This is a genomic window from Streptomyces cahuitamycinicus (assembly GCF_002891435.1).
Taxonomy (GTDB): domain Bacteria; phylum Actinomycetota; class Actinomycetes; order Streptomycetales; family Streptomycetaceae; genus Streptomyces; species Streptomyces cahuitamycinicus.
The window spans coordinates 1-20,864 of record NZ_POUC01000110.1; the positions used below are offsets into that span (position 1 = coordinate 1).

The window sequence follows — 20,864 nt, forward strand, 5'->3', positions numbered from 1 at the left end:
GTTCCGGGGTGCGTCGGGGAGGTGCGGGGCGGCCCGTCAGGGTCATGCGCGGCCCGTCGGCCGGATTGCCGAAGCGGATGACGCTGCCGGGCCCGACGTCCCACTCGTGGATGCGCCTGCCGTCGGCGTAGGTGCCGTTGGTGCTGTCCTCGTCCTCGATGGTCCAGTGACCGTCCTCGGGCTTCAGCACCGCGTGGTGCCAGGAGACCCGGTCGTCGTCGATGACGATGTCGCACATCGGGTCGCGCCCTACGTGGTAGTCGCGGCCCGGGATCATCACGGTGCGGCCCGTCTCTGTCTCCAGGACGAGTTCTGGTGCTACCGAGGGTTGCGCCATGGTCATGATTCTACCGATTTGCCCTGTCGTGCGCCTGGGCGAGCGGGGCGGGCGGCAGGTCAGCCGACGGTGATGCCGACGAAGGGGGTCGTGCGCTGCATCCGCAGGGTGTCGACGGACTCGGCGAGCAGTTCGTATTCGGTGGTGTCGTCACTGGTGGCGATGCGCACCAGCCGTCCGGCCGCCAACTCCTCGGCGACCCGCTCCTGCTGGGCCGGATCGGCGCACCAGGCGCGCAGCAGCCCGGGCACGTCGGGCACGGTGTGGGCGACCGGCACGAGCGCGCCCGGCGGTAAGTGCTCGGCGGCGGGCTGCGGGTCGAGGCGCTGGGCGATCCAGGAGGCACGGTCACGCAGCCACCACAGGGCGAGGGCGAGGGTGGGTGCACGGTAGGTACCCAGGGGCACTCCGATCCGGCGGCCGTCGCAGACTCCGTACGCCGTGACGTGGCACAGAAACTCGTCGTGCACGTGGCCCTCCCCCGTCGCCCTGCCCGTCCGCCTTGCCCGGCCTCGCTTCTCCTGCGGCTCGCGTGCTGTGCGTGAGGGCGCCGTCGCTGGATGTGAAAAGCGCTCTCGCAGGTCAGTATGTTCACTACTGAATCACTGTCACCACGACTTTCCGGCCACTCTCCTGGCATATTCGCCCCCCTGGTTGGCCGAAATCCGGCGAACTGCCGCGCCGGGCCATGACCCCGGAGGTAATCGACGCTCGCGGCGGGCGCGGGCAGGGTGGTCGTACCGGGTTCACCGCAACCGGAATCCGGGCCCTGACCAGCAGGGACGACCTTCAGGAGGCTGATCGCCCATGTCCGCAACCGCCCACCGCTACGAGGACGCCGTCGCCCGCTACTTCGAGGCCTGGAACGCCGAGGACCCGGCGGCGCGCGCCAAGGCGGTCGCCGCCGCCTGGACCGAGGAGGGCGGCTACACGGATCCCCTGGCCGATGTCAGCGGCCATGAGGCGATCGCCGCGGTGATCGCGGCGGCCCGGGAGCAGTTCCCGGGGTTCGAGTTCCGGCTCGCGGGTGGCGTCGACGGGCATCACGACACCGCGCGCTTCTCCTGGGAGCTGGTGAGCGCGGCCGACGGCTCGGCCCCGGTCGCCGGCTCGGATGTGATCACCCTCGACGGGCAGGGCCGGATCCGGGCCGTGCTCGGATTCCTGGACCGGGTGCCCGCCGGGGCGTGAAGCGGGCGCTCGCGATGAGTTCCCCGGTGTCCGGCGGTCTGATGTGAGGGAGAGGCCGCCGAGCACCGGAGGACGTCATGGCCGTCACGGAAGTACTGGACGCGCAGTTCACCGCGGTCCTGCGCAAGAGCCCCGCCGAGGGCGGCTGGACCTATCCGGTCTGGCCCCGGTCCGTCGAGTTCTTCGGCACCCGCGGCCTGGTCAAGATCCGCGGGACGATCGACGGGCATCCGTTCCGCAGCTCGTTCATGGCCCTGGGCGACGGCACGCACAAGCTGCCCGTGAAGGCCGGCATCCGCAAGGCCATCGGCAAGGAGGAGGGCGACACGGTGACCGTGCGCCTGGAGGAACGGATCGGTTCCTGAGCGTGCCCCCCGGGGGGGCGGACGCCCTCGGGCGGGCCGGCCTCTACGGCTTGACGATCGCGTCGATCCGGGCCAGTTCGTCCGCGTCGAAGTCCAGGTTGCGGATGGCGCCGGCGCTGTCCTCGATCTGCCGCGCGCTGCTCGCGCCGACCAGCGCGGAGGTGACCCGGCCGCCGCGCAGCACCCAGGCCAGTGCCATCTGGGCCAGGGTCTGACCGCGGCCCTTCGCGATGTCGTTGAGGTCGCGCAGTCGGCCCACCAGGTCCTCGGTCAGCGCGTCGGAGTTCAGGAAGGGGCTGTCGCTCGCGGCCCGGGAGCCCTCGGGAATGCCGTCGAGGTAGCGGGCGGAGAGCACGCCCTGCTCCAGCGGGGAGAAGACGATCGAGCCGACCTGGAGCTCGTCGAGGGCGTCGAGGAGACCCTCGTCCTCGGGACGGCGGTCCAGCATCGAGTAGCGCGGCTGGTGGATGAGGAGCGGGGTGCCCAGCTCGCCCAGGATACGGGCGGCCTCGCGGGTCTGCTCCGCGGAGTAGTTGGAGACACCGACGTACAGCGCCTTGCCCTGCTGCACCGCCGAGTGCAGGGCCCCCATCGTCTCCTCCAGCGGAGTGTCCGGGTCGGGGCGGTGCGAGTAGAAGACGTCGACGTAGTCCAGGCCCATCCGCTTCAGGCTCTGGTCCAGCGAGGAGAGCACGTACTTGCGGGAGCCCCACTCGCCGTACGGGCCCGGCCACATCAGATAGCCGGCCTTGGTGGAGATCACCAGCTCGTCGCGGTAGGGCGCGAAGTCCGTCTTCAGGAACTCCCCCAGCGCGGACTCGGCGGCGCCGGGCGGCGGGCCGTAGTTGTTCGCGAGGTCGAAGTGGGTGACGCCGAGGTCGAAGGCGCGGCGCAGGATGGCGCGCTGCGTCTCGACTGAACGGTCCGGGCCGAAGTTGTGCCACAGGCCGAGCGAGAGCGCGGGGAGCTTCAGGCCGCTGCGTCCGGTGCGCCGGTAGGGCATGTCCGCGTAGCGGTCGGGGTGTGCGGTGTACAACGCGACTCCAGAGGGGTTGGCACGGTCGGGAGGGAATCGCTGCCCACTCTGGCGTGACCTGCGCCCATGCGTCCAACAGAATAATCCGATGGAATTCAGCGGCTATGCTTCTCAGTCATGGAACTGCGCCACTTGCAGCATTTCGTCGCGGTCGCCGAAGACCAGCACTTCACCCGCGCGGCGGAACGCCTCCTGGTCTCCCAGTCGGGCCTGTCGGCGTCCATCCGCGCGCTGGAGCGGGAGCTGCAGACGCCGCTGTTCGTACGGACCACCCGCCGGGTGACGCTCACCCCGGCCGGGCGGGCACTGCTCGGCGAGGCGGAGCGGATCCTCGCGCAGGTGCGCTCGGCCCACGAGGCGGTGGCCGCGGTGCAGGGCGTGCTGCGCGGGATGCTCGCGCTCGGGTCCGAGCAGTGCATCGCCGGGGTCCACGTGGCGGGCCTGCTGGCGGCGTTCCGGCGGAACCACCCGGACGTGGAGATCTGTCTGCGGCAGGCGGGCTCGGGGGCCCTCGCGGAGGAGGTCGCGGCCGGGCGCCTGGATATGGCGTTCGCCGTGCGCACCGCCCAGGAGGACACCGACCAGTTGCGGACCGTGCCGCTGACGAGCGAGCCGATGACCGTGCTGTGCCATCCGAGCCACCGGCTCGCGGCGGCCGGGGCTGCGGTGACGCCGGAGGAGCTGGGCGGTGAGGTCTTCGTCGACTTCCATCCGGACTGGGGGCCGCGGCGCACCACCGACGCGGCGTTCGCCGCGGCGGGCGTGCGCCGGAGCGTCGCCCTGGAGGTCAACGACGTGCACAGCCTCCTCGACCTCGTGGACGAGGACCTCGGCATCGCCGTCGTGCCGCGCCACTTCCGGCACAAGCGCGCCTCGCTGACCGCCCTGCCGGTGAAGGGCGCCGGAGACGCCGTCTACGAGACGGTGGCCCTCCTGCCGCCCGAGCAGGCGACCAGCCCGGCGGCCCGGGCGCTGATGGCCCTGCTGGAGACAGGGGGCCTGGCATCACCCCAGGAGGGTGCCCACCCCGCCTGACCCGGTCCGTCCCGCGCAGTGGACTCGTGACCCTCCCGAAGGCAACTGCGGCCAGGAGGGACGAGATGACGGATCACACCCGACGGAAGGTGCTGCGCGGCACCGCGGCGGTCACGGCGGCCGGGGCACTCGCCGACACCGGCACGGGGGTGCGGCCGGCCGCCACTTCGCCCACGGCATCGCGCGGCTTCCCCTTCCCGACGCGTGAGCCCAGACGCCTGAGCCCCAGCGCGTGAGCCCCGGCGCGTGAGCCCCGGCGATGCGCGATGGTGGAGTTATGCATGCGAAGGACATCCTCATCGACGGTTTCAGCCGCATCCGCGAAGAAGTCCACGCCACCGTCGAGGGGCTCGGGCCGGACGAGCTGATCGCCCGCCCCTCCCCCGACACCAACTCGATCGCCTGGCTGGTCTGGCACCTCACCCGCGTCCAGGACGACCACATGGCCGACGCCTTCGGCCTGGAACAGGTGTGGCTGTCGCAGGACTGGGAGAAACGCTTCGGCCTCGACCTGCCCCGCCGCGACACGGGCTACGGCCACAGCGCCGCGAAGGTCGCACGGGTCCGGGTCGACACGGGCGAGCTGCTGACGGGCTACTACGACGCCGTGCACGACCAGAGCCTGGACGCCCTGCGGGGCCTCGCGGCCAAGGACCTGGAGCGGGTCATCGACGAGCGCTGGGACCCGCCGGTCACCCTCGGCGTCCGGCTGGTCAGCGTCCTGTCCGACGATCTCCAGCACGTCGGGCAGGCCGCCTACCTCCGCGGGCTGCTTCGGAGCGCGGCGGCGTAACCGGGCAGCACCACGTCCCGGATGAGTTCGTTCCGCTCGTCGAAGGGGACGAACGCGCTCTTCAGGGCGTTCACGGTGACCGTGCGCAGGTCCTCGACGGTCCAGCCCGCCTGCTCGACCAGCAGGGACATCTCACGGGTCATCGTGGTGCCGGACACCAGGCGGTTGTCGGTGTTCAGGGTGACACGGAAGCCGAGGTCCTTGAGCGCGGTGATCGGGTGCTCGGCGATCGAGGTGGCGGCGCCCGTCTGGAGGTTGGACGTCGGGCACATCTCCAGGGCGATGCGCCGGTCGCGCACCCAGCCCGCGAGCCTGCCGAGCTTGCCCGCCGTGAGGTCCGGGATGTCGTCGGTGATCCGCACACCGTGCCCGATGCGCTGGGCGCCGCACACCTGGAGGGCCTGGTGGATGCTGGGCAGGCCGTGCGCCTCACCGGCGTGGATGGTGAACGGCACGTTCTCGCGGCGCAGGTGCTCGAAGGCCGCCAGGTGGTCGGCGGGCGGGAAGCCGTCCTCGGCGCCGGCGATGTCGAAGCCGACGACTCCGGCGTCGCGGAACGCCACGGCCAGGTCGGCGGCCTCGCGCACCCGGTCGAACATCCGCATCCCGCAGAGCAGGGTGCCGACCCGCACCGGCGTGCCCGCGGCAGCCGCCTTGGACATGCCCGCCGCCAGGCCCTCCTGGACGGTCTCGACGACCTCCGCCATGGTCAGCTCGCCGTTGGTGTTCAGCTCGGGGGCGTAGCGCACCTCACCGTAGACGACACCGTCGGCGGCCAGGTCCAGCACGTACTCCTCGGCCGTGCGCAGCAGGCCCTCGCGGGTCTGCATCACGGCGAGGGTGTGCTCGAAGGTGGCTATGTAACGCACCAGATCGCCGGAGTTGGCGGCCTCGTAGTACCAGACGGCGAGCTCGTCCGGGTCGGTGGTGGGCAGGGTGTGGCCGACCGCGTCCGCCAGCTCCACCACGGTGGCGGGGCGCAGGCCGCCGTCGAGGTGGTCGTGCAGCACGGCCTTGGGGAGGCGGCGGATGAAATCGGTGTCTACGCGCGTAGCAGTCATGACGGGTCTTTCCTCGGGCAGGTGGTTCGAAGCGGCGGGAAGGGGTCAGCCGGCACTCTGGAGCAGGTCCCAGCGGTTGCCGTACAGGTCCTGGAAGACGGCGACGGTCCCGTAGGGCTCGTGCCGTGGCTCCTCCAGGAAGATCACGCCCGCGGCGGCCATCCGGGCGTGGTCGCGGGCGAAGTCGTCGGTGTGCAGGAAGAACCCGACCCGTCCACCGGTCTGGTCCCCGACCCGGCCAGCCTGGACCTCGCCCTTGGCGCGGGCCAGCAGCAGCCCGGTCCCGGCTCCCGGGGCGCCGGGTTCGACGACGACCCAGCGCGATCCGTCGGGCCGGGGCGCGTCCTCCGCGAGCCGGAATCCGAGGGCGTCGGTGTAGAAGCGGATCGCCTCGTCGTAGTCGTCGACGACGAGGGCGACCAGGGCGATACGTCTCATCGGGGCCTCTCGGAGCGGGCGGTTGACCGGAGAGGTTATACGTAAAACCTCGAGGATGCCAACTACCTGCCGACGGTCCGGCCGAGTTCTGTAACTACTAGTATGTACACTCTCGATCCCGACTTCCGGAGGCCCCATGCCCTTCGTCCGTATCCACACGCTCCGGGCCGGGCCCGAGCGCCTCGCCGCACTCGGCCGTGCCGTGCACGACGCCCTGGAGGAAACGATCGGCATCCCGTCCGACGACCGGTTCCAGGTCCTGGTGGACCACGACGGCACGAGCGGCACCCTGCGCTACGACGACTACCTCGGCGTGCACCGCGACGACGGCATCGCCTACATCGCGATCACCCTGCGCTCCGGCCGCACGCCCGCGCAGAAGCAGGCGCTGTACCGCAGGATCGCAGAGCTGTCTCACGTGTACGCGAGCACCGAACCGCGGAACGTGTTCGTCGTGCTGACGGAGAACGAGTCGGCGGACTGGTCGCTCGGAGAGGGTGTGGCGCAGTATCTCGAGAGTCCCAGGTCCCGGGATGAGGACCGCGGCCCGAGGCGCCGGGCCCCTGTGGAAGCTACCGTCGCCTCCATGAAGATCACCGAGCCACCCCGCACCCCCGAGCAGCGCAAGACGGACCTGCTGGGTCGCCTGGAGCGCGAGATCGACATCTGGGTCGCCACGGCCGACGCCGAAGGTGTGCCCTGCCTCGTCCCGCTGTGGTTCGTGTGGCACCACGAGGCCGTGTGGCTGTGCACCCGGCTGACCAACCCCACGGGCCGCAATCTGCGGGACGGCGGGCGGACCCGACTGGCCTTGGGGGACACCCGGGATGTCGTGCTCGTCGACGGTGAGGTGCGCACCTACCCGATGCGGGAGGTGCCGTCGGCGGCGGTCGAGGCGTTCCGCGCGAAGACCGGCTGGGATCCGCGCGAGGATCACGCGTCGTACGCGTTCTTCCGGGTGCGGCCGCACGCGGTGCAGGCGTGGTGCGAGGTGCACGAGCTGCCGCGCAGGCATCTCATGCGGGAGGGTGCCTGGACTGTGTAAAGGTCACTCAACCGGCTTCATGGCGCGGCCTGTCGAGACGGTTCAGCTCCTCGTCGGTGAGACGGATCGCGCCCGCTGCGACGTTCTCCGCGAGATGGCCGGGGTTGCCGGTGCCGGGGATGGCGAGGACGTTGGGGCCCTGGTGCAGGGTCCAGGCGATGCGGATCTGGGCGGGGCTCGCGCCATGGGCCCGGGCGACGGCGCGGACGTCGTCGTCGTGGGCGGTGGTGGCGCCCTGCTCGGCGGCGTCGCCGGCGACGGCGTAGAACGGCACGAACGCGATGCCCTGCTCCCCGCAGAGGCGCAGCAGTTCGTCGGTTGCGGGGTCGGGGCGGTCGAGCGCGTACCGGTTCTGGACGCAGACCACGGGGGCGATGGCCCGGGCCTCGGCGAGATGGCGGGGCGTGACGTTGGAGATGCCGAGGTGCCGGATCAGGCCCGCCTCGCGCAGTGCGGCGAGTGCCCCGAAGTGCTCGGCGATCGAGTCGTACTGCGGCATCCGGCGCAGGTTGACCACGTCCAGGTGGTCGCGGCCGAGCTGGCGCAGGTTCTCCTCCACGTGGCCGCGCAGATCCTCGGGTCGGGCGGAGGTGCCCCATTCCCCGGCGTAGGTCCGGTACGGGCCCACCTTGGTGACGATGACCAGGTCGTCGGGGTAGGGCGCGAGCGCGCTGTTGATGAGTTCGTTGGCGGAGCGCAGTGACGAGAAGTAGAAGGCGGCCGTGTCGATGTGGTTCACGCCGAGGTCGATCGCCTTGCGCAGTACGGCGATCGACCGGTCGCGGTCGCTCGGCGTGCCGTGGTGGAAGGCGGCGCTGCCCGTCAGCCGCATCGCGCCGAAGCCGAGGCGGTGGACGGGCAGGTCGCCGAGTTTCCAGGTGCCCGCGGCGTCCGCGGTGATCGTCTGTGAGCTCATCGGCGGAGTCTCACACACGGCGCGCCGGCCGGCGCAACCGGTCTACGGGTAGCTGTAGGAGTTGAGGGTGGTGACGGCGGAGGCCGGGTTGCCGCGGTCGTAGTGGTCCACGGCGAGGAAGTTGGGCTTTTTGCGGGCGGCCGGCTGACAGAACCTCCGGGCGCGGTCGGCGAGTTTGCTGTTGTCCGTGGCCGCGGTGCCGGTGAGCGGGACGTCACGGAAGTGGTTCATGACGAACAGCGGGCGGAAGCCGGGTTCGGTGCGGGTCAGGGGGATGTTGGTGTCGGCGCCGTACCAGCGGCTGTAGCAGGACCAGTCGGAGGTGCCGACGCCCGGGCCCATGGACCAGTGGTTCTCGACGGTCCACTCGCGCTGGTACATGACGCCGAAGCTGTCCCGGGTCAGGCCCGCGGCCTGGTCGGCGGAGCGGCTGTGGTCGGTGAAGATCAGCAGTCGGTCGCCCGCGGCGGCCAGTTCGGCCATGGTGGGCCAGCCGCTGCGCCGTACTCCGGTGAGGTCGGGCCGGTAGAGCACGTCCGACAGGCCGCTCACGCGGGCGAGTTCGGCGCGCAGGACGGCCGGGTCGACGTAGTCCTCCAGGAAGACGGTGACGAACTGGTCGGGGTGGGCCTTCAGGAAGTCGACCATGCGCTGGAGGTCGACCCACAGGGCGACGGGCCTGCTGACGAGGGTGCAGCTGTTGTGGCAGAGGATGGCGCCGTCCGGGGTCTGGTGGATGTCCAGCATGAATCCGCGTACCCCGTCGGCGAGTTGGCGCTCGATGCCGCGGGTCTGGTTGGGCACGAGGTTGACGAAGGGCGGGGCGAAGCCGCCGTCGACGCCGTTGGCGTAGGCGTTGTGGCTGGTGAGGAACGTGACCTGGTCCAGGGTGCGACGGTCCTGCGGCGGCATGGGACCGGTGGCGGGGTCGACGGGGGTGAGGTACCAGGTGGCGAGGTCACCGGATCCGCCGACGGCGAGCCGGGCGGGGTAGGTGGCCCCGGGCGGTTTGGGCGCCACGGCGAGGTGCCGTGCGGTCCCGGGTGCCTTGAGCGTGTAGCGGTCGGAGCCGGCCGGGGTGATCTCCCACCCGGCGTCGGCGCCCGCGCAGGGGACGGTCGCGGCCTGGTCGCCGGCGCGGCCGAGGCAGGATCCGGGCGCGTCGGCGCTCTCCAGGACATGGAAGGAGCCGTTCGGCTTCAGCTGCCACTGCTGGCGGTCCTCGTTGCCGCGGGGTCTGTGCTGTTCGACCGCTCCGCCGTTGTCGGCCGCGTTGAGCCCGGTCGTGGCGCTCTGGACGTAGTACGTCCCCGGGACAGCGGCGGCAGCGGGCTGGGGGGCCACGACCGCGGCGGCCAGTGCCGCGGTCGTGGCGAACAGGGCGTGGGGGGTGCGCAGTCGCATGAGGGGATGCCCTTCGATCGGCCATCAGGTACATGACATCCCGCATGACACCACGCCGCACGGTCCCGCGTCAGCAGTACAGGTTGCCGCCGGGTGACGTCCCGAGGATCTGTGTGAACCGCTGATAGTTGTTCACGCGGCTCTGCACCTGCGCCGGGTTCTTGCCGTCGCACTCCAGGGAACCGTTGATGCTGCGGATCGTCTGGCCGAACCCGGCACCGTTCACCATGGCGTTGTGCGGGGTCATGGATCCGGGGCCGGTCTGGGTGTTCCAGTACCACAGGGCGGTCTTCCAGGCGACAGCCGAGTCGTTCTGCACCAGCCAGGGGTTGTTCAGCAGGTCGATGCCGAGCGCGTCGCCCGCGGCCTTGTAGTTGAAGTTCCAGCTCAGCTGGATCGGGCCACGCCCGTAGTAGGCGGCCTGGCCGGCCGGACAGCCGTAGGGCCGGCTCCAGTCGCAGTAGTGCGGGTAGTTGGCGGTGTTCTGCTCCACCACGTGCACCAGACCGCCGGTCTCGTGGCTGACGTTGGCGAGGAAGGCGGCGGCCTCCTGCTTCTTCACCGTGTCGCTGCCGGTGTTGGCGAAACCGGGGTAGGCGCTGAGGGCCGCGGCGAGCCCGCTGTAGCTGTAGAAGGAATTCCGGTTGGGGAACATCTGGTTGAACTGGGCCTCGCTCACCACGAAGCGGCCGTTGGGCGTGCCCGGACCGTTGTCGCAGGCGTACGGCTCCCAGTACCAGGTGCTGATGACCGGGTCGTAGCCCGGGTTGGCGTGCTCGGCGATGTACGCCTTGCCGTCGGTGTAGCGGACGATGTCACCGGCGGCGTACGACTTCCCGGCCGTCCAGTTCGGGTAGCTGGAGCAGGCTGCGGCCGAGGCGTTCGAGGCGGGCAGGAGCACCGGCGCGGTGCCTGCGAGGGCAAGGGTGACCAGGACAGCGGAGATGCGGCGTCTCGACACGGGTTCAACTCCTTCGCGGAGCACGGCCGCACCTGACGAGGGCAGGGTGAAGCAGGCCCTTGACCGCACGCGCCGGGTGATCCGGGCACGGCGTGGGGGCGGCCGCGGTGGGGGCTGGTGAGGCACACTCAACCGTATTGGTATGTACCAGTCAAGGGTGTAGACCAGTCAGGTCCAGACCAAGCGCGACCGCTTGCGGTGAGCCGGCCTCTCGTCCGTACGCCGGGTCTTCGGATCTACAGGCCCTGGACGTGCGCGGAGCCCTCCAGCGCTGTCTCCAGCCGGACCAGCAGAGACCGCAGCAGGTCTTCGTCCCCGTCGCCGAGCGGGGACCGCCCGGAGCGGACCGCACGGTCGAGACGCTGCCAGTACTCCTGGCCGCGCGGGGTGAGATGGGCGAGGACGCGGCGGCGGTCGAAGGGGTCGACCCTGCGGTGCACCAGGTTCTGGTCGACTAGCTGGTCGACGAGCTTGGTCAGCGTCGGAGGCGGCAGGAAGGCGGCCTCGGCGAGCCCGGTCATGTGGTGCCCCTCGCCGTCGGACAGCGAGGCCAGCACCCGCCATGCGTCGAGCGAGCAGCCCTCCGCCTCCAGAACGCCCTGCAACCGCCGTGCCGCGAGCCGTTCGGCCCGTGTCAGCAACTGCACGAGGTCGTCGGGCCGACGCGAGGTGGGGCTGGGCATCCCTGCTCCTCCAGAGCCTGTCGTTCGGAACCCCGCGGCCTGCTGCGGACGGACCTTGGTCACGAGGGGTGTCCATCCTAGGAGACGCATTGGAGTTCGTCCGGTGGAGCCGGAATCATGACGCCATGTTCCGGCACGACCTCCCCACACCCGAGTGGTTCACGGCAGACGACTCCGTGCTCGGCGTGGCCCTCGTCTTCCCCCTTCGGGGGCCGGCCGGGATCTTCGGGCCCACCTGTGAGCTGTGCGCCCGGCTGGCCGCCGAGGAGGTCAACCGGGACGGCGGCGTGCTCGGCAGGGAGCTGCGGCTGATGCCGGTCGACGGCTCGGGCGCGCCGCACGAGATCGCCGACGAGGTCGGGGCGCTGGTGGACCTGGGTGCCGTGCAGGGCGTCACCGGCTGGCACATCTCGTCCGTACGGCAGGCGCTGGCGCCGCGGATCGCGCACCGCGTCCCGTACGTCTACACCGCGCTGTACGAGGGCGGGGAGGACACGGCGGGGGTGTTCCTGACGAGCGAGACCCCGCGCGATCAGCTCCGGCCGGCGATGGAGCTGCTGGCGCGCGAGCGCGGGGTGCGGCGCTGGTTCGTGGTGGGCAACGACTACGTGTGGCCGCGGCACACGGCCCGCTCGGCCCGCGGCTACGCCCGGGACTGCGGCGGGGGCGTCGCCGGCGAGGCCTATCTCCCGCTCGGCACCCACGACTTCGGGCCGGTGCTGCGCGGCGTCGAACGCTCCGGCGCCGACGCGGTGCTGATGCTGCTCGTCGGCAGTGACGCGGTGCGCTTCAACCGGGAGTTCGCGGCGTACGGCCTGCACGCGCGCTGTCTGCGGCTGAGCACCCTGATGGACGAGAACATGCTGGTGGCGAGCGGCCCCGCGGCGACCGAGGACCTCTACAGCGCGGCCGGGTTCTTCGCCTCGCTGGCCAATCGCGACACCCTCGACTTCCATGGGCGGTACGCCGCCCGCTACGGCGTCGAGGCGCCCGCCCTCGGCAGCCTCGGTGAGTCCTGCTACGAGGGTGTGCTGCTGCTGGCGGCGCTGCTGAAGCGGGCCGGGGCGCTGGACGTCTCGGCGATCGGCGCGGCGGCCGGTGCGGGGGCGGTGTCGTACGAGGGCCCGCGCGGGCTGCTCCACCTGCGGGACGCCCATGTGCGCCAGCGGATCTATCTGGCGCGGGCCGACGGCCTCGACTTCGACGTCCTCACGGAACTGGACGCGCGTACCTGACCGCACTGGACGCGCGTACCTGACCGCACAGCCCGCCCGCTCCAGCCCGGTCCGGCCCGGCCCGGCACAGCCCACTTCGGTCCGGTCCGCGCCCGCCGGATGTGCGGCCGGTCGGCCGCCGACACACCCCCGGACCGGCGCCCCGCGCCGCCCGGCCGCGAGAAGTCCTCTCGTGACCACCACCCCATCCCCTCGTCACCCGCGCACGGCGACCGGCCGGTGATCTGCTCGTCCCGCGGGCCGAGCGCGTCGACCAGGAGGGGGTGCCCGCGAGCCCGGCGCGGCACGCCCGGCGCCCGGCCCGTCCGGGACGGGATCTTCCCCGCGGAGCTCCGCAGGCCCGGCCCTCACCGTTGCCGCCGCCCTCGGGGCCGGACCCGTCGAGCAGCGGCCGGTCCGCCTCGGCCCGGGCTGCCCGGCGGCGTCGCGGGTGATGACGTGCAGCCGGTGGACGTCGGAGTGCCGGGCGGCGATCTCACCGGTGATGGTCGAGGCGTGGGCGACGACGCGCGTCAGGAAATCCGAGGCCCGTCTCGCGACCGGGGCCGCGGATTTCACGAAGGGCGGCCCGAGAAGCCGTGGGGAGCGGAGGAGGCATTCAGTCCTCGTCCGCCGGGACGACCACGAGGAAGGCGTCCGACTCCAGGTCCATCACGACGGTGGCGGCCTCGCCCTCGGCGCGGCGGCGGGCCGCATACTCCTCCGCGGGCCACGATCCGCGCGGAGACCCCGCCGGGAACCGTTCCAACACCTTCGCGCTGATCGCCGCAGTCACGTCCGCTGCCCTCCCCTGTGCCGCGCCGCCCACCGGGCGACGCCGATCGGTCGCTGTCGTACACATCCGGATGCCCCCGATCCGGCCGGACATGTACCGCCGGGTAGATTCCCCGCCTCACACCGACCTCTACACATAAATGGGGCATAAGGGCAGAATGATACTTACGCGGCGTTTACCGCATACCCTTCCAGACGCGGACGCCCATCACCATGAAGGAGACGAGTCATGGCCAACGTCTCGCCCACCCGAGGTGACATGACCAGCCACCCTGACGCCTACGAGATGCGGGACCGGTACGCCCGCGTACTCGGCGGCCGCGATGTGGCGCTCGTGGACGGACCGGTGTTCCTGCTCGGTCTGTACTGCGCCGCCTCCCCGTGGATAGTCCACTACACGACCAGCCAGCCGGCACTCGTGACCCACAACCTGATCATGGGTATCGCGATCGGCCTGCTGGCGCTCGGCTTCACTCGTGCTCCCGAGCGCATGTACGGCCTGAGCTGGGCCATGTGTGCCCTCGGCGCGTGGATGATCATCTCGCCGTGGATCGTGGGTGAAAGCCCGGACGCCGGCGTCGTGTGGAACAACATCATCATCGGCGCACTGGCCTTGCTCCTGGGGCTGGTGTGCGCCGGAGCGGCGGCGAAGGCCTCGCGCAGGCCGTAGCGAACGCCGAAAAAGAGGAGCCGGCGGGCCGGCCCGCTTCCCGGGCCGGCCCGCCCACGCCCGGTCCGTGGCCGCCCACGGCGACGGGACCCGGCCCGCGCGGCGGGCGGCGGAATCCGCGCCCGCCCTTGCCCGGCTACGACGTGTACTCGTACGGCGTCGTGGTCGTCAGCGGCACGAATCCGAGGCGTTCCAGGATCGGCCGGCTCTGGCTGGAGGCGTCGACCTGGAGGTAGCGGTGGCCGCGGGCCGCGGCGGCGCGGGCGCGGTGTGCGACCAGCGAGCGGTAGATGCCACGGCCCCGCCAGTGCTGAACGGTGCCGCCGCCCCACAGCCCGGCGAAGGGCGTGCCGGGTACCAGTTCCATCCGGGCCGAGCTCACCGGCTCGGCGCCGGCCATCGCCACGACGGCGACGACGGTCTCCGGGTCGGCCGACAGCCGGGCGAGGAGCTGGTGGCGCAGCCAGGAGCTGTCCGCGCCGAACGCCTTCTCGTGGACGTCGGCCACGAGATCGACGCCCGCCGGGTCGGTGACCGGCACGACGCGCACGCCCTCGGGCGGTTCGGTGCCGAGGGCCAGGCCGTCGACCTCGCCGACCATCAGCGTCTCCTCGAGCCCGGGCGTGAACCCGGCCGCGCACAACCGCCGCCCGAGGTCGGCCGGGCGGTCGTACCCGTACAGCTTCCACTCGAAGTCGAGGCCGAGCCCGGTGTAGTGGACGATCTGCGCGGCGATCGCCGCGTCCGCCCCGGCCTCGTCGAGGGCTGACCACACGATGCCGTTCCAGCCCTGTGGGGAGGCGACCTGACGGACGACGCCGCCGGTCCGCTCGACACGGGCGCCGGGGCCGTCCGGCCTCGCCCCCGCACGCAGGTCGCGGTCGAACAGGGCGAGCACCTCGGCATGATCCATGGGCAGACCTCATCAGCCGCCGGGCCGGTCGGCAAACGGTTTTCCGGCCCGGCGGCACCCTCCCGGCCTGCGGCCCCGCTCCTTTCGCCCCCCGCGCCGCCGCCCTAAGGTCCTGTTGATCACATCGTCACGGGAAAGGCCGGCCCATGGTCGTGAAGGACACGGAACTGCCGCACCTGCGCCGCTGCGTGGAACTGGCGGCCGAGGCGCTGGAGGCCGGGGACGAGCCGTTCGGTTCGGTCCTGGTGGGCGCGGACGGCACCGTCCTCGGCGAGGACCACAACCGGGTGGCCTCGGGCGACCGCACCCGGCACCCCGAGTTCGCGCTGGCGCGCTGGTCGGCGGCGCACCTCACGCCCGGGGCGCGGGCGGCCGCCACGGTCTACACCTCCGGCGAGCACTGCCCGATGTGCGCGGCCGCGCACGCCTGGGTCGGCCTCGGACGCATCGTCTACATCGCCTCGTCCGAGCAACTCACCACGTGGCTGGGCGAGTTGGGAGTTCCCGCGGCGCCGGTCCGGCCACTGCCCGTACCCGAGGTGGCACCCGGTGTCACCGTGGACGGACCGGTGCCCGAACTGGCGGAGCAGGTGAGGGAGTTGCACATCAGGTTCCACCGCGGACGCCAGTGAGGCATCACGGGAGGCGCGGGCTCCGCCCCGGCGTGGCATCCGCCCAAGATGCAGTGCCGCTCGGACGAACCTACGATCGATTTCAATTGGACCAGGTGTAAGGACCCCTGAGACCAGGCGCACACCCCGGGCTCCCCGACGGGGGGAGGCACATGTCCTCGCTGCCGGCACGTCGGCTCATGGCCGTCTACATCATCCTGGTTGCGGCCGTCACCGTCGTGTACATGAGCCTCCCGGTGATGGTTCCCGTGATGTGGGCCGTGATGGGGCTGGCCGGTGTCGCCGCCATCCTGATCGGCACGCGCCTGTACCGGCCCGCCCACCCATGGCCCTGGTGGGTCCTGGCCGCCGGACTGCTCGTCTTCATCGCGGGCGACACGTACTACTTCGTGATGGAGCAGTACCTGGGAGCGTCCAACCCGTTCCCGTCCCCGGCCGACGCCTGCTACCTCGCCATGTACCCGCTCTTCGCGATCGGCCTGCTGGGCCTGGTGCGTCACCGGTGGGCCAACCGCGACCTGCCGAGCCTGCTCGACGCGCTGATCGTCACCGCCGGCCTGGCACTGCCCGTGTGGGTGTACCTGGTGCAGCCGCTGACCGTGCTGCAGGGCCTGACGTGGCAGCAGCGGGCCATCAGCATCGCCTACCCCCTCGGTGACATCCTCGTGCTGGCCCTGCTGGTCAGGCTGCTCACCCCCAGCCCGGTCAACGGGTCCAATCGCGCCGTGCGCCTGCTCGTCGTCGGCACGGCGACCCTACTCGTGACGGACATCGCGTACGGGATCCTGCAGTTGAACGACGTGTGGCAGACCGGCAGCCTGCTGGATCTCGGCTGGGTCGTCTTCTACACCGCCTGGGGCCTGGCGGCGCTGCAGCCGTCCATGGTCGAGCTGACGGCTTCCGTGCCGCAGCGGGAGTCCCTGCTGCCGCCGCGGCGCCGGCTGGTCATGCTCGCCGTGGCCACGCTCATCGCGCCGGGGATCCTGCTCTGGGAGGGGCTGAGCGGCAAGACCCGGGATGCCGCGGTGATCGCGGCCTTCTCCGGAGTGCTGTTCCTGCTCGTCATCCTCCGGCTGGCGGGGATGGTCGTGGCGCATCGTCACGCGGTGACGCGCGAGCTGGCCCTGCGTGGAGCCGCCGCGTCACTGGTCTCCGCCTTCCGGCAGGAAGAAGTCGACCGGTCCTGCCACCGGGCGGTCGACCGGCTGATGGGCCCGGACGTACCGCATCGGACGATGCTGCTGCCCACGGAGCGGGCGGCGGACCTGGGCGCCCGCGGCACCCGGCTGGTCAGCCCGGCCGTCCTCGACCCCGAGCTCGCCTCCGCGCTCGACGGCCTGCCGTCCGTCCTGGTGTGTCCCATGACCCAGCCCGGCCGCCCGGCCGGAGCAGTCCCGGGCATCCTGCTGGTCGCCGCCCCCGAACGGCAGCTCCACGAGACGTGGGGTTCCCTGGAGATCCTGGCCTCGCACGCGGGTCTGGCCATGGAACGCGTCACGCTGCGGCGCGAGGTCTTCCGGCGGGAGAAAGAGGCGTACTTCCGCACCCTCGTCCGCAACGCCTCCGACGTGATCCTGATCCTGGAGGACAACAACACCATCCGGTACGCCAGCCCGTCCGCGCAGTCCGTCTTCGGCACCGACGAGCTCCTCGGCGTGTCCCTGCCGGAGCTGGTGGACCCCGGCGACCGGGAGCGGGCGGCCCGGGAGCTGGCCGCCGTACGGGAGCGGGGTTCGGGGGCGGGGCACGACCACTGGTGGGTGCGGCGCCGGGAAAGGCGCGTCGAGGTGGAGGTCCGCTTCAGCGACTTCCGGGACGAGCGGACCGTGTCCGGTCTGGTGGTAACCCTGCGGGACGTGACCGAGCAGCGGCGACTGGAGCAGGAGCTGACGCAGCGGGCCTTCCACGACTCGCTGACCGGTCTGCCCAACCGGACACTGCTGCTGGAGCGGATCGAACGCGCCCTGCTGCGCGGACGTCGCGAGTCGTCCCTGACCTGTCTGCTCTTCATCGACCTCGACGACTTCAAGCTGGTCAACGACACCATGGGGCACCGGGTGGGCGACCATCTGCTGGTCGCGGTCGGCAACCGGCTGTCCCGGACGCTACGGCGCACCGACACCGCCGCCCGGCTCGGCGGCGACGAGTTCGCGGTGCTGATGGAGGACGCCAAGCAGCCGCTGGACGCCGAGCTGCTCGCGGCCCAGGTGATCCAGACGCTGGGCAGGCCCTTCGATCTGGCCGACGAGTCGGTGACGGTGTCCGCCAGCGTGGGCGTGGCCACCGCGCGCGACAGCACGGACGCGGAGGAACTGCTGGGCCACGCCGACCTCGCGCTGTACGCGGCGAAGGCGGCGGGCAAGCGGCAGTGGCGCCGCTTCAAGCCACTGCTGCGCAGCCGCATGGTCGAGCGGCACGATCTGCAGTCCCAGCTGGCCCAGGCGGTCGCCGACAAGGCGTTCGCGCTGCGCTACCAACCGGTCGTGGACATCACGGCGGGCGAGGTCGTCGGATTCGAGGCGCTGGTCCGCTGGCCGAACGAGCACCGGCCGCCCGTCCCCCCTGAGCAGTTCATCAGCCTGGCGGAGGAGACCGGGCACATCGCCCCGCTGGGCGCGTGGGTGCTGGAGAACGCGATCAGCGACATCGTCGGGCTGCAACGGCTGCCGGGCCCCGGCCACCCGCCGTACGTCAGCGTGAACGTCTCCGCCCGCCAGTTCCGCGACGCCGGGTTCATCGAGCAGGTCGGGGAGGCACTGAGCACCCCGGGGCTCGAACCGGGATCACTGCAGCTGGAGCTGACGGAGACGGTCCTGCTGCAACGCGACGACCGGCTCCAGACGGTGCTGAACACACTGAAGGAGCTCGGCGTGCACATCGCGGTCGACGACTTCGGCACCGGCTTCTCCTCGCTGCGCTACCTGCGGGACTTCCCCATCGACGTGCTGAAGATCGACAAGTCGTTCATCGACGACATCGCACAGGACGCCCAGCAGGTCGCCCTGGTCGAGGGCATCGTGCGGATCGCCGACACCCTGGGCCTGCAGGTCATCGCCGAGGGCATCGAGAACACCGCGCAGCGGGACCTGCTGGCGAGCATGGGGTGCCGGTTCGGGCAGGGGTTCCTGTTCGCCCGGCCACTGACGGTCGAGCAGAGCGCGCACGTCCTACGGGAGCCCAGCGCCCGTCCCTTCGCCCCTTCGCAGACGCCCCGGCCCCGGGTCGACGCCGCCCGGGGACGCCGCGAGACGCGCTGGGCGGACCTGGAGCATCTGCGGCGCACCAGCCCGATGAGCGACGCGGTCCTCGACGAGGTGCGCGGGAGGCACATCCGCAGCGGAGACCACTGGCTGATCGACTTCGCGTCGTGCAACTACCTGGGCTTCGACTGGGATCCGGAAGTCATGGCATCGGTCGATCCGGCGGTCCGCCGGTGGGGCACGCACCCCAGCTGGTCGCGGCTGCTGGGCAGTCCGCGACTGTACCCCGACATCGAGGAGCGGCTCGCCGCGCTGCTGGGCGCGCCGGACACGCTGCTGCTGCCCACGCTGACGCTGGTCCACTCCTCGGTGATCCCGGCCATCGTCGAGGACGGGCACGTCTTCGTGGAGGCGACGGCGCACCGCACGGTCTACGACGGCTGCGTGGTGGCCCGGGCGCAGGGCGCCACCCTGCACCGCTTCCACGCCGAGCGGATCGACGAACTGCGTGCCCTGCTGGCCGGGGTCCCGCCGGGAACGCCTCGGCTGGTGTGTCTCGACGGCGTCAACAGCATGAGCGGCAACATCCCCGATCTGCCTGCCCTGGCAGCGGTGTGCCGCTCCGAGGGCGCGACGCTGTACGTCGACGACGCGCACGGCTTCGGCGTGATCGGGGAGCGTGGGCCGGACGAGACGTGTCCGTACGGCATGCGCGGCAACTGCGTGGTGCGGCACACCGGGGAGTCGTACGACGGGATCGTGCTCGTGGGCGGGTTCTCCAAGGCGTACTCGTCCTTGCTGGCGTTCCTCGCGCTACCGCCGGAGGTGAAGAACCGGCTGAAGACCGCGGCGGCGCCCTATCTGTACTCGGGGCCGTCACCGACGGCGTCACTGGCTACCGCGCTGGCCGGGCTGGACGTCAACGAGCGCCGCGGCGACGCGATCCGGGCGGACCTGTACCGCAAGACGGTCCGGGTCCTCGACCACCTGGAGGGCATGGGGGTGAGCACCCTCAACTCGGACCGGCTGCCGATCGTGGAGGTGCCGCTGGCGAACCCCGCTGACCTGGACGCGGTCGCCGCGTACCTGTGGCAGGAGGGCGTCTATGTGACGCTGGCGGCCTACCCGCTGGTCCCACGGGACCGGGTGGGGTTCCGTGTCCAGCTCACGGCCCTCAACTCGGACGAGGACATCGACCATCTGAACGGGACCCTGACCCGGTTGTCCGAACGCTTCCCGCTGCGGCTGAAGGGCTAGACGGCCATGACGACGCACAACGACGACGTGGACTGGGACCGCTGGCCGGTCTCCGACTACCTCGCGGAGAACTACCGCGAGGTGCACGCGTCGGACGCGGCGGTCATCGCGCACCACTCCGCGTTCTACCGGGGCCTCCCGCCCGGCCGGATCGCCCGCTCGGTGGAGTTCGGGGCGGGACCCAACCTGTACCCGCTCATGCTGGCGTCCGCCGCGTGCCGCAGGATCGACGCCGTGGAGGCCGGGGCGAGCAACGTCGCCTACCTGGAGGACCAGATCTGCCACCGTCTCGACGCCAGCTGGCTGCCCTTCCACACGCTGTGCCGACGGCTGAACCCGGAGGTGCCCGCGACCCTTGCGGGGGCGCTGGCCCCGGTGAACATCGTCCACGCCGACGTCCGGACGCTCCGGCCGGGCGCGTACGGACTCGCCTCCATGCACTTCGTCGCCGAGAGCGTCACGGAGGACTTCGCCGAGTTCGCCGATTTCTGCCGGGCCTTCGTCCGCACGGTCCGGCCGGGTGGCCACCTGGTCGCCGCCTTCATGGAGAACATGCCGACGTACCGCATCGGCCCGGCCTCGCGCTGGCCGGGCTGCCCGGTGAACCCGGCGACCGTCACGGAGGTCTTCACGCCCCTGACCCGGGCCCTGGACGTGACCCACATCGACGTGGACCCGACCCTGCCCGACTACGGGGACTCGGGGATGGTCCTGCTCACGGGGGTGGCGGAAGCGGTGTAGCCCTTGTGCGTCAGCCGTCCGAGCCCGGCCGGAGCCTTCGGCGCAGCACCACTCCCCCGGCGATCAGCGCCGCGCTCGCCGCGACGGCTTGAAGGGTGTGGTCCGTGCCCGTGTGCGCCAGGGCACCGGTGGCGTGCGGGACGGCGTGCGGGGCCGGTTCGGGAGCCGGGTTCGGCC

At 71.6% G+C, this 20,864-nt stretch carries 22 protein-coding genes and 1 pseudogene; 12 read left to right on the forward strand and 11 right to left on the reverse strand.

The genetic code is table 11. The features are described 5' to 3' along the window. A partial coding sequence (locus C1J00_RS17080) for an FHA domain-containing protein (protein WP_439333408.1) occupies positions 1–343 on the reverse strand: 343 nt, incomplete at its 3' end. Positions 344–396: 53 nt separating this feature from the next. Continuing rightward, positions 397–807, reverse strand: a complete 411-nt coding sequence (locus C1J00_RS17085; protein WP_102909938.1) for a hypothetical protein — start codon at positions 805–807, stop codon at positions 397–399. Positions 808–1,144: 337 nt separating this feature from the next. Between C1J00_RS17085 and C1J00_RS17090 the strand changes: the two genes are divergently transcribed. Then, entirely contained in the window at positions 1,145–1,528 is a 384-nt protein-coding gene (locus tag C1J00_RS17090; protein ID WP_102909939.1) for a nuclear transport factor 2 family protein, read from the forward strand. 77 nt (positions 1,529–1,605) lie between these two features. Beyond that, positions 1,606–1,893: a DUF1905 domain-containing protein gene (locus tag C1J00_RS17095; RefSeq protein WP_102909940.1), complete on the forward strand. Its 288-nt coding sequence runs from the start codon at positions 1,606–1,608 to the stop codon at positions 1,891–1,893. Positions 1,894–1,936: 43 nt separating this feature from the next. On the opposite strand, the gene mgrA is transcribed toward C1J00_RS17095, so the two are convergent. After that, positions 1,937–2,929, reverse strand: coding sequence for an L-glyceraldehyde 3-phosphate reductase (mgrA, locus tag C1J00_RS17100; protein ID WP_102909941.1), 993 nt, complete (start codon positions 2,927–2,929; stop codon positions 1,937–1,939). A 117-nt stretch (positions 2,930–3,046) separates the two neighbouring features. On the opposite strand from mgrA, the gene C1J00_RS17105 reads away from it, so the two are divergent. The 3 genes from C1J00_RS17105 (at position 3,047) to C1J00_RS17110 (ending at position 4,757) form a co-directional block, all read left to right on the forward strand. Next, on the forward strand, positions 3,047–3,964 hold the full coding sequence (locus tag C1J00_RS17105) for a LysR family transcriptional regulator (protein WP_102909942.1): 918 nt from the start codon (positions 3,047–3,049) through the stop codon (positions 3,962–3,964). 65 nt (positions 3,965–4,029) lie between these two features. Continuing rightward, positions 4,030–4,200 (forward strand): hypothetical protein, encoded by a 171-nt coding sequence (locus C1J00_RS45295; protein ID WP_180989575.1) that lies wholly within the window; start codon positions 4,030–4,032, stop codon positions 4,198–4,200. Between the two features lie 41 nt (positions 4,201–4,241). Next, positions 4,242–4,757, forward strand: coding sequence for a mycothiol transferase (locus C1J00_RS17110; RefSeq protein WP_102909943.1), 516 nt, complete (start codon positions 4,242–4,244; stop codon positions 4,755–4,757). Here the strand turns inward: C1J00_RS17110 and C1J00_RS17115 are convergent. Both C1J00_RS17115 and C1J00_RS17120 read right to left on the reverse strand, forming a co-directional pair. Then, complete coding sequence (locus C1J00_RS17115; protein WP_102909944.1) at positions 4,721–5,818, reverse strand: adenosine deaminase; 1,098 nt, start codon at positions 5,816–5,818, stop codon at positions 4,721–4,723. The genes C1J00_RS17110 and C1J00_RS17115 overlap by 37 nt on opposite strands. 45 nt (positions 5,819–5,863) lie before the next feature. Further along, entirely contained in the window at positions 5,864–6,256 is a 393-nt protein-coding gene (locus C1J00_RS17120; protein ID WP_102909945.1) for a VOC family protein, read from the reverse strand. Between the two features lie 136 nt (positions 6,257–6,392). Here C1J00_RS17120 and C1J00_RS17125 point away from each other — a divergent pair. Both C1J00_RS17125 and C1J00_RS17130 read left to right on the forward strand, forming a co-directional pair. Beyond that, positions 6,393–6,776 (forward strand): annotated as a pseudogene (locus C1J00_RS17125) (tautomerase family protein); the annotation flags it as partial. A 66-nt stretch (positions 6,777–6,842) separates the two neighbouring features. Beyond that, positions 6,843–7,301: a pyridoxamine 5'-phosphate oxidase family protein gene (locus tag C1J00_RS17130; RefSeq protein ID WP_102909954.1), complete on the forward strand. Its 459-nt coding sequence runs from the start codon at positions 6,843–6,845 to the stop codon at positions 7,299–7,301. A gap of 7 nt (positions 7,302–7,308) precedes the next feature. Here the strand turns inward: C1J00_RS17130 and C1J00_RS17135 are convergent, their stop codons facing one another. The 4 genes from C1J00_RS17135 to C1J00_RS17150 all read right to left on the reverse strand — a co-directional run bounded on the left by C1J00_RS17135 (position 7,309) and on the right by C1J00_RS17150 (position 11,265). Continuing rightward, positions 7,309–8,217 (reverse strand): oxidoreductase, encoded by a 909-nt coding sequence (locus C1J00_RS17135; protein ID WP_180989576.1) that lies wholly within the window; start codon positions 8,215–8,217, stop codon positions 7,309–7,311. 42 nt (positions 8,218–8,259) lie between these two features. Further along, a complete protein-coding gene (locus C1J00_RS17140) occupies positions 8,260–9,615 on the reverse strand; it encodes a PI-PLC domain-containing protein (protein WP_102909955.1) in 1,356 nt (451 codons plus the stop codon). A gap of 76 nt (positions 9,616–9,691) precedes the next feature. Continuing rightward, a complete protein-coding gene (locus tag C1J00_RS17145) occupies positions 9,692–10,582 on the reverse strand; it encodes a glycoside hydrolase family 19 protein (RefSeq protein WP_102909947.1) in 891 nt (296 codons plus the stop codon). 236 nt (positions 10,583–10,818) lie between these two features. Further along, on the reverse strand, positions 10,819–11,265 hold the full coding sequence (locus tag C1J00_RS17150; RefSeq protein WP_102909948.1) for a MarR family winged helix-turn-helix transcriptional regulator: 447 nt from the start codon (positions 11,263–11,265) through the stop codon (positions 10,819–10,821). A gap of 125 nt (positions 11,266–11,390) precedes the next feature. Between C1J00_RS17150 and C1J00_RS17155 the strand changes: the two genes are divergently transcribed. Continuing rightward, on the forward strand, positions 11,391–12,500 hold the full coding sequence (locus C1J00_RS17155) for a substrate-binding domain-containing protein (protein WP_102909949.1): 1,110 nt from the start codon (positions 11,391–11,393) through the stop codon (positions 12,498–12,500). Positions 12,501–13,098: 598 nt separating this feature from the next. On the opposite strand, the gene C1J00_RS17160 is transcribed toward C1J00_RS17155, so the two are convergent. Beyond that, complete coding sequence (locus C1J00_RS17160; RefSeq protein WP_490723321.1) at positions 13,099–13,263, reverse strand: DUF8839 family protein; 165 nt, start codon at positions 13,261–13,263, stop codon at positions 13,099–13,101. Positions 13,264–13,503: 240 nt separating this feature from the next. Between C1J00_RS17160 and C1J00_RS17165 the strand changes: the two genes are divergently transcribed. Further along, positions 13,504–13,944, forward strand: coding sequence for an SPW repeat protein (locus tag C1J00_RS17165; protein WP_102909950.1), 441 nt, complete (start codon positions 13,504–13,506; stop codon positions 13,942–13,944). A gap of 136 nt (positions 13,945–14,080) precedes the next feature. Here C1J00_RS17165 and C1J00_RS17170 read toward each other — a convergent pair whose 3' ends face one another. Further along, positions 14,081–14,857, reverse strand: coding sequence for a GNAT family N-acetyltransferase (locus C1J00_RS17170; protein WP_102909951.1), 777 nt, complete (start codon positions 14,855–14,857; stop codon positions 14,081–14,083). Between the two features lie 146 nt (positions 14,858–15,003). On the opposite strand from C1J00_RS17170, the gene C1J00_RS17175 reads away from it, so the two are divergent. From C1J00_RS17175 to C1J00_RS17185, 3 genes are all read left to right on the forward strand, one after another. After that, positions 15,004–15,489 carry a nucleoside deaminase gene (locus tag C1J00_RS17175; RefSeq protein WP_102909952.1) on the forward strand — a complete coding sequence of 162 codons (486 nt, stop codon included), beginning with the start codon at positions 15,004–15,006 and terminating at the stop codon, positions 15,487–15,489. 152 nt (positions 15,490–15,641) lie between these two features. Then, positions 15,642–19,946, forward strand: coding sequence for an aminotransferase class I/II-fold pyridoxal phosphate-dependent enzyme (locus tag C1J00_RS17180; protein ID WP_439333409.1), 4,305 nt, complete (start codon positions 15,642–15,644; stop codon positions 19,944–19,946). A 6-nt stretch (positions 19,947–19,952) separates the two neighbouring features. Then, on the forward strand, positions 19,953–20,687 hold the full coding sequence (locus C1J00_RS17185; RefSeq protein WP_102909953.1) for a methyltransferase: 735 nt from the start codon (positions 19,953–19,955) through the stop codon (positions 20,685–20,687). The last annotated feature ends 177 nt before the right edge of the window (positions 20,688–20,864 follow it).